Genomic DNA, 6,743 nt, shown 5'->3' with positions numbered 1-6,743 from the left:
GGCCTCCAGCTCCCGTAGTACGCGGGCCGGGTCGCCGTCCGCATGCCACGGGCTCGGCTTGGCCACCCGCGCGGCCCGCTCGTCTTCGTCGAGGCGGGGCTTGAGGAAGTCGATCAGTTTCAGAGACATGATCAATTTTACCAAATCCGACGCGCGATATGGCATGACTTATGGCCCGACGGGGGCGGGGAGATGGGCGTAGCGTGCCCGGTGCATAACCTCCCCGACACAGCGGCCCGCCCATCTCGGGCGGGCCGCTTCTCGCTTTCCCGGTCAGGTACCGAGCGATGGCTGTGACGGGTGCGGCGTAAGCTCCGGCCGTGGCGAAAGACAAGAGACCCGACGTACCCGATCACCTGCTCCAGCTCCAGCGCGTGGCGAACGCGGCCCGGGCAGATGCCCTGCGCGAGGACTACTCGCCGGAGGCGTGGCGGCCGTGGTGGGAAGCGGCAGCCGCCGTGCATGCCGCGGTGACCGAGCACGCGGCCGCAGCTGGCGTGAACCGCAGCGATCTGGAGATGGCGGTGAAGGCCGCCGCAGCGGAAGCTGTAGCGGCCGGGGGCTGACAGCGGTAGGCCCGGGGGTGGTGGCGGCTCTTCTGGCGGGCGATCCATCCTCCTACTGCGGTTGACCAACTGCGGGGTCGCCCGCGCCGTAGAAGCCGTACGACGCCGACCACCCGGACGAGGTGATGTACCTGGTGGTCGACGAGGATCAGTTCGAGGAGATCCCCGACGGCTTCCCCACCCTCACCGTCCACATCTGATTCGGCTTTTCCTCCGGACGGCGCGAGACAGCGGGCACTGGGCGGGAGCATGGTCCGGGTCATGGGCGGATCCTCACACGGCGCACCGGCCGGCAGGAACCCCCCGTCACGCCCGCCAGGTGCCGCGGATCGCGGACACGGCGCCCTGCCTCAGCTCAGTCCAGCGTGCGATCAACCGACCCCCACGCCCGGATAATCGACCGGACCCGATCCTGATCAGCCGAACTCAAAGCAAGATAGCCCTCCAGCAGAGTGCGCTCCCGCATGCTCGACTCCCACGCTGCCTCGATCCCCATGAACTGCCAGCCGGCCGCACCCTGAACGATCAGCAGGTGCGTGTCCAGACCGGCCGCGAGTGCCCGCAATTCGGGCAACTTTGGCGGGATCACAGGAAGCCCCCGCTCCAGCCGGTTGAGGACTGCGAACTTCCACAGCGGCTCGTCCGTGCCTTCCGGGTCGATACAGCGGGCAGCCAACGCGCGGAGGCTCAGACCCAGCTCGGCCCGGCGCTCCCGCACCAGGTCACTCAACTCCGTGCGCTCCGCGTCGTTCGTCACGACGGTCATCCTGCCCGCTACGCAGACACCGTCAGCACGCAGGCCATGAAAGCGGCCCGCCCCAAGCGGGACGGGCCGCACGCTTCACCGTGCTACGGCCAGAAGAGCTTCGTCGACTCCGGAGACGGCCGCGGGCTCACGATCCTCGGCGCCTCCACCACATACCCCATACGACGCAGAGTCTCGGCAGCAGCTTCCGGAGCATCCCGCACCGCCGCCTTCAGCTGCGTCAACCGCCAGTCCCTCAAGCTGGCCTCCAGCACCGTCCGCCAACCATCGACCGTGTCGATCGCAAACTCCCGCTTCAGGAAGAGGAGTACATCCTCCAGGGCTGGCCGCATGCGGTGACCGCCCACAGGGATATGCATCTCTGAAAGCCGCGGCATCCTGTTCCGCTTCAAGCCGGACATTGGCCGACCCGATTCGGCGAGCCGCAGCAGGTACGCCATTTCGTCCCTGTGTGCGTGTACCTGAATGTGCGCGCCGGGCGGCTCATGGCTTTTTCGGACGTACTCGTATCGGATTAATGGATCGGCGATGCCGTCGTAGAACAGATGAACGTCCGCTTGATCGGTTGCCATGAACGTGCGTGCATTGTCCCAGCAACAGTAGTAGCGGACCATCAGGCTCATCCTGACCTGCCCGTTGATCCTGATGGGGATGCGCTGGATTACCTGGGCGTCGGTTATTGGCGCCACTCGGATGCGGGCTCCCATGTTAAGGGCCCTAAATGGCGGCGTGCCGTCACCGAGGACGCCTTGCGTCAGGTCCGTGAGCATGTCAGCGAACGCTGCCGCTTGGATTGCGAGGTTCGTTGCCTCGTCAGCTTTCACCTTCGAGAAGATAGTCGAGGCCCTCGATGGTGTGCCAAATCATAAGCTCATTCATGCTGAGGCTGTACACGGCTGCGCGATCTCGGAGTTCCGTGTAGCTCATATGTACGCTTTCCAGTAACTCTTTGCGCTGCCGTTCGAGTTCTTCGCGTGTTTTTCGAATGACCGTTGACACGGCAACCCCCTACATCGATAGCCCAAGTGAACCAGCTCACACCCATCAACGAGGCCAGACCCAGAAAGCATGTAGCCCTTCCGGGTCTCAACAGACAAATACCCGGCGCGCAATCAGCCAAGACCCACCCCGGGCGCGCACAGGAGCGCGACCACCCCAACGGCCCCCAGCGCGCGCCCCTCCCGCGGCTGCCCGCCGACCGTCACTCGTAGCGGATAGCCGTCCCATACGCCTGATAGGCCACCCGGCTCTCGATCGACTCGCCGCTCAGGAAGCGAAAACGCGTCCGAGTCTCCGACACCGTAACGACCCGAACGGCAACCACTGCATCAGCCCCTTGGCTCACGGCGATCGCTTCAAGCGCGGCCACCGCGCCACCGAACGAGCCGGCCTCGGCCCCCCAGATCAACCAGCTGCACGACACCTCACGCCCATTCAACGGCGAGTCGGTAGTGGTCATATGAATCGGCTGATTTGCCCCCATGGTCTCCAGTCTGATGGCGCAGCCTGCAACTGAACAGATGCCCCTCGCAACCCCCGACCCGGGTGGGACACCGATCAGTGCGCCCCTCATGCGCACTTGTGCACCGCACAGTCCCCACCCCACGGTTGGGCCGACGCTGAACGGCACCGACGAGGGGGCAAGCCAGTTGAGCGCGCAACCGCCGACACCATGGGCACGCAAGACGTTTGGCGACACCGCCGACACGCTCGTCCAAACCGTCCCAGCCTGCCTCGCCAGAGCCCACGACCGGGCACGAAACGGCCAGCAAGGCGTCCACACCCAAACCCTCGAAGCCTACGGACACGGCCTGTACGCCGCCCAATACGAAGAACTCGCCGCCGGCCTGGAGAACGTGGCCGGGGCGACCGCAGTACGGCTCCAGGGGCGGACCGTGGTAGTCATCGCCGAGCATGTCCTCTACCCGATCCGCTACGCCAAGCGCGATGTGCCCGTCACGGAAGCCCGGCTCCGGAAAGCCTTTGGGCTCCGCGCCGACCTCATCCGACGCCACGGCCCCGACTCCATCCAAGGGACCTTCGACCTCGGCCTCGAAGAACCACCAGAGCACGAGATCCACCGAGACCTCGAACGGCTCCCGGCAGACCTCGGGTTGATCCTCATCGCCTACGCCTGCAACATGGCACACGGCGTCATGAGACTCGAATGGGGCACCGCGGAGCTGCGCCAAGAAGACCGATACCTCATCTGGCACCACCACGAACCCCTGGCAATCCCAGGGCCGTAAGCCAGCCAGCCGCAGTGCGCTAATACCAGACTCCGGGCCGGTGCACAGAGCGTTCAGCCATGCGAGTGAGGCTCCCAAAATGTGCGGCACCGCGGACCGGTACGCAGAATCTTCGCTGGTATGAACCTCGCATGAAGGAACGGCACGACTTCGACCTGGAACTCCACATTGCCCTACGCAAGGGGCTGGGGCCCAGATCAGAACGACCATACGGTGCCCAGGTCTTTGGGCAACTGGCCAAGATTATCTACATCCAACTCGGCAGGGAGGACGCGCGCCGGTTCTTCCGCTGCGCTCTGGTGGCAGCCCACAGGGAAGTCGAACACCATTCAAGGCTTGACCTGCCGGGGCGCCACCTTTCCGACACCCTCACCGAAGAGTTCGGCTCCGAAGCGAACGTGCGGATCGACGCCGCTTGGTCCATCTTTCAGGCAGCCCAGAACATCGCCGGGAAAGAACAGGCTGCCCTTGTCTCGCGGTGCGTCATTGCCGCGCTCGAAGCTGACCTCACCCCCGTCGGATAGTCGACGCGAGGTCCATCTGCCCATTGATCCGGGATGCAGATCCTTGCGGAGAGACGGAGCAACGGATGTGGCGGTCCTTTCTCCAGAAACGGCCGGGCAGCGGCTGCTGTCCGGCCGTGCATTGACGTAGGAGCGCTCAGCCCATCTGGCGGCGCAGCGCCCGCAGTGTGTCCACCCACGCCTGTGCCTGCGTGATGAAGATGTCCGCCTCGTCGGCGGTCAGATCGATGTCGCCCTCCGCCTGGACGTACAGGCTGACCGGGCCCGTCGCTGTACCTTCGTCATTCCGCACCAGCTCTGCCCGCAGCAGCGTCTCCGGCCCGCCATCCAGCGGACGCGGATTCGACACCTTGTACTGCGGCGACCAATGCCATGTCGCCGACGGTCCGAAATGGTGCTCGGTGACCTGGCGCCGCTCCTTGCACCACGACGGACACGGGGACGGGTGCGTCAACGGGGGAGTGGCAGAGGGGGCGCTGGGCTGCTGAGCCGGGACGGGAACGGGCTCGGGCAGTACGATGCTCACTGAGGACTCCTTTGGTTGGGATGGAACTCACTGACCAGCGGGTGATGCCGCTGGTCGACGGGCCGGGCGGCTGATGACCGCCCGGCCCTTTTGCGTCCCCAGGCGCACGGCCCGAGGTCTTGCTGTGCCAGCTGATGAGACCGGCAGGACACGAACGCTAGAACGCGCCACGGGTCAGGACGAGGGAAACCGGATGCAGGTTTCTGTCCGTTATGGAGACCGCGACTTGATGCAACACGGCAGGTCAGGTCAGGTTTTATGTGTCACCTTAACCCCCTGACCATCACGTTTCCCGCTAGCGGGAAGCCCTCGATGTTGCGCAATTGGATTCCCATATGTACTTCTGCAAGCCATGACTTCTGGCCGAAACACGCCCCCGCTTGGGCTGATCAGCCAGGGTGCGCTCGAATAGCTCGCTCACGAGTGGCCCTTCGTTTCCGGGAGTTGATGTTGCCATCGTGTTCCGGCTGATGTGCTGAGCGCGATGTGGTGACGGTGCAGTTCCAGTGCATGACGGGGAAGTTGGCGAAGCCGGAGAGCTCGGGTCACGCAGAAGCCCCGCCCATTCGGGCGGGGCTTCCTGTCTGCTGGGTTCGGCTACGCGGTGCCGCCGATGGCTCCGTCGAGATACTCCTGCACCGGCTCGAACAGCCCGTAAGGCACGTATTCGGGGATCTCGCCGTGCTTCACCCAGGCGACTTCGCTGATCTCTTCCTCGTCGCCGACGATCGCCTCACCGGCGAGCCACTCGCAGGCCGTGTAGGACATGAGCCGGCCCGTCTTCGGGTGGATCCGCTCGCCGAGTAGCTTGATAGCTTCGACCGTCAGGCCGGTCTCCTCCTGCGTCTCCCGTACTGCGGCCTGCTCGGCCGTCTCCCCGGCTTCGATGGCGCCGGCGGGGAACTGCCACATCAGCTCGCCTTCCTTCACCCGGCGGCGAATCATGAGTGTGCGCCCGTCGTGGACGATGATCGCCGCGCTGATGCCGGGCTTGGGCTGGTCGTTCTCGCTCATGCTGCGCCCTCCAAGGCGGCCGTGATCGGCGGGTAGATGCGGTCTGCAGGGATGAAGCGGTGGAGCTGCGTCCGGGGAACCCAGGCGACAGCCATGTTCTCCAGTTCGTCCCGGTTCACGGCGTCGCCAGCGAGATAGTCACATAGGTGGTAGTCGGCAATCACCCCGGTTACCGGGTGGACGCGTTCCCCGAGCCGTTCGCGGACAGTGCAGTGCACTCCGGTCTCCGCGTGTGTCTCCTGTTCGGCGATCGTTGATGCTGCCGCGCCCGGCTTGACCATGCCTGCCGGGAACTGCCAGGTCAGCGTGTCGTCACCGCGCCGGCGGACGAGGAGCACATCGTTCCCCCGCACCACCACCGCGATCGCTACCCGAAGCGCCTGCGCTGGGGCTGGCCCTGATGGCGGTCGGGATAGGCCGCTGAACCGTCGGTGCACGCTGGCGTCGGCCCTTTCGTAGGCGATGTCGAGGATCTGCTGCGTCTCGGATCGGGGCACGATCTCCGGGTCTTTGTGCCACCCGGCGACCGTGCGGACCGCCACGCCGAGATGTGCGGCGAACCCTTCGTTGGTCATGCGGAGCGCGGCCTGGAGGGCGCAAGCTGCATGGCCGGTCCAGGTCTCCACGACGTTCACTATCTGGCTCCCGCCGTCGTATTGCTGGGGTGTTGCGTCACGGCTGCACTGCTACTGCTCTGCCGCGCGGGGGCGTGCACTGCTGCCGCATTGCGGCTTCATGGTCCGTGGTGTCGCGCGGGAGTTGACTTGGAGGCATGACGAAATCCGCCGCTCCTGAGTTGCGTCAGGTCGGGTCTTCCTCCTTGCGAGGTGGCCGCTCTGGGAGGTCGTCGGTTTCGTGTGTGAGCCAGCGCAAGAAGGCGATGATGTGGCTGTTCATGTCGGAGCCAACCTCGGCGACAGCGTTCTTGGCCTGCTCGTATAGCTCCGGGTCGGGGCGGTATGTGCGGGCTCTCTTGAGGTGGACTCCGGCTGGCATGAAGGAATCGTCCCACAGTGGATTGCCACGGTCCAGAGAAGACGCTACGGTGAGTGGAGTGCCACTCGGGGAGGCGTCTTCCACCGCCCCCCTTGTGAAATG

Annotated in this window: 12 protein-coding genes; 3 read left to right on the top strand and 9 right to left on the bottom strand. The window is 65.3% G+C overall.

Annotated elements, in window-relative coordinates:
• Window positions 1-129 (bottom strand): DUF6221 family protein (locus IG02_RS44040; protein WP_420707821.1); only part of this gene is annotated, 129 nt, incomplete at its 3' end.
• Window positions 130-320: 191 nt separating this feature from the next.
• On the opposite strand from IG02_RS44040, the gene IG02_RS0134655 reads away from it, so the two are divergent.
• Window positions 321-566, top strand: a complete 246-nt coding sequence (locus tag IG02_RS0134655; protein WP_030757376.1) for a hypothetical protein — start codon at window positions 321-323, stop codon at window positions 564-566.
• A 355-nt stretch (window positions 567-921) separates the two neighbouring features.
• On the opposite strand, the gene IG02_RS0134650 is transcribed toward IG02_RS0134655, so the two are convergent.
• The 4 genes from IG02_RS0134650 to IG02_RS0134635 all read right to left on the bottom strand — a co-directional run bounded on the left by IG02_RS0134650 (window position 922) and on the right by IG02_RS0134635 (window position 2,815).
• Window positions 922-1,323, bottom strand: coding sequence for a helix-turn-helix domain-containing protein (locus IG02_RS0134650; RefSeq protein ID WP_051766133.1), 402 nt, complete (start codon window positions 1,321-1,323; stop codon window positions 922-924).
• 92 nt (window positions 1,324-1,415) lie between these two features.
• Window positions 1,416-2,156 (bottom strand): hypothetical protein, encoded by a 741-nt coding sequence (locus tag IG02_RS0134645; RefSeq protein WP_030757371.1) that lies wholly within the window; start codon window positions 2,154-2,156, stop codon window positions 1,416-1,418.
• Entirely contained in the window at window positions 2,146-2,331 is a 186-nt protein-coding gene (locus IG02_RS0134640) for a hypothetical protein (protein WP_030757366.1), read from the bottom strand. The genes IG02_RS0134645 and IG02_RS0134640 overlap by 11 nt, the downstream gene beginning before the upstream one ends.
• 202 nt (window positions 2,332-2,533) lie before the next feature.
• On the bottom strand, window positions 2,534-2,815 hold the full coding sequence (locus IG02_RS0134635; RefSeq protein ID WP_030757363.1) for a hypothetical protein: 282 nt from the start codon (window positions 2,813-2,815) through the stop codon (window positions 2,534-2,536).
• A gap of 166 nt (window positions 2,816-2,981) precedes the next feature.
• On the opposite strand from IG02_RS0134635, the gene IG02_RS0134630 reads away from it, so the two are divergent.
• Together IG02_RS0134630 and IG02_RS0134625 are read left to right on the top strand one after the other, a co-directional pair.
• Window positions 2,982-3,581 (top strand): hypothetical protein, encoded by a 600-nt coding sequence (locus tag IG02_RS0134630; RefSeq protein WP_030757361.1) that lies wholly within the window; start codon window positions 2,982-2,984, stop codon window positions 3,579-3,581.
• A gap of 131 nt (window positions 3,582-3,712) precedes the next feature.
• Window positions 3,713-4,105, top strand: coding sequence for a hypothetical protein (locus tag IG02_RS0134625; protein WP_030757358.1), 393 nt, complete (start codon window positions 3,713-3,715; stop codon window positions 4,103-4,105).
• 136 nt (window positions 4,106-4,241) lie between these two features.
• Here the strand turns inward: IG02_RS0134625 and IG02_RS41930 are convergent, their stop codons facing one another.
• The 4 genes from IG02_RS41930 to IG02_RS0134605 form a co-directional block, all read right to left on the bottom strand.
• The gene (locus IG02_RS41930; RefSeq protein WP_158712444.1) at window positions 4,242-4,631 is read right to left on the bottom strand and encodes a DUF6907 domain-containing protein; all 390 of its coding nucleotides are present in this window, start codon (window positions 4,629-4,631) and stop codon (window positions 4,242-4,244) included.
• Between the two features lie 597 nt (window positions 4,632-5,228).
• Entirely contained in the window at window positions 5,229-5,645 is a 417-nt protein-coding gene (locus IG02_RS0134615; RefSeq protein ID WP_030757352.1) for an NUDIX hydrolase, read from the bottom strand.
• Window positions 5,642-6,280, bottom strand: coding sequence for an NUDIX hydrolase (locus tag IG02_RS0134610; RefSeq protein ID WP_030757350.1), 639 nt, complete (start codon window positions 6,278-6,280; stop codon window positions 5,642-5,644). Before IG02_RS0134610 ends, IG02_RS0134615 begins: the two co-directional genes overlap by 4 nt.
• A gap of 166 nt (window positions 6,281-6,446) precedes the next feature.
• A complete protein-coding gene (locus tag IG02_RS0134605; RefSeq protein WP_030757348.1) occupies window positions 6,447-6,641 on the bottom strand; it encodes a hypothetical protein in 195 nt (64 codons plus the stop codon).
• Window positions 6,642-6,743: the final 102 nt, after the last annotated feature.

It is taken from the genome of Streptomyces sp. NRRL F-5135, assembly GCF_000719775.1.
Lineage (GTDB): Bacteria > Actinomycetota > Actinomycetes > Streptomycetales > Streptomycetaceae > Streptomyces > Streptomyces hebeiensis.
The sequence above is the reverse complement of the archived record's forward strand: the minus strand, read 5'-3'. Positions and strand labels throughout refer to the sequence as shown.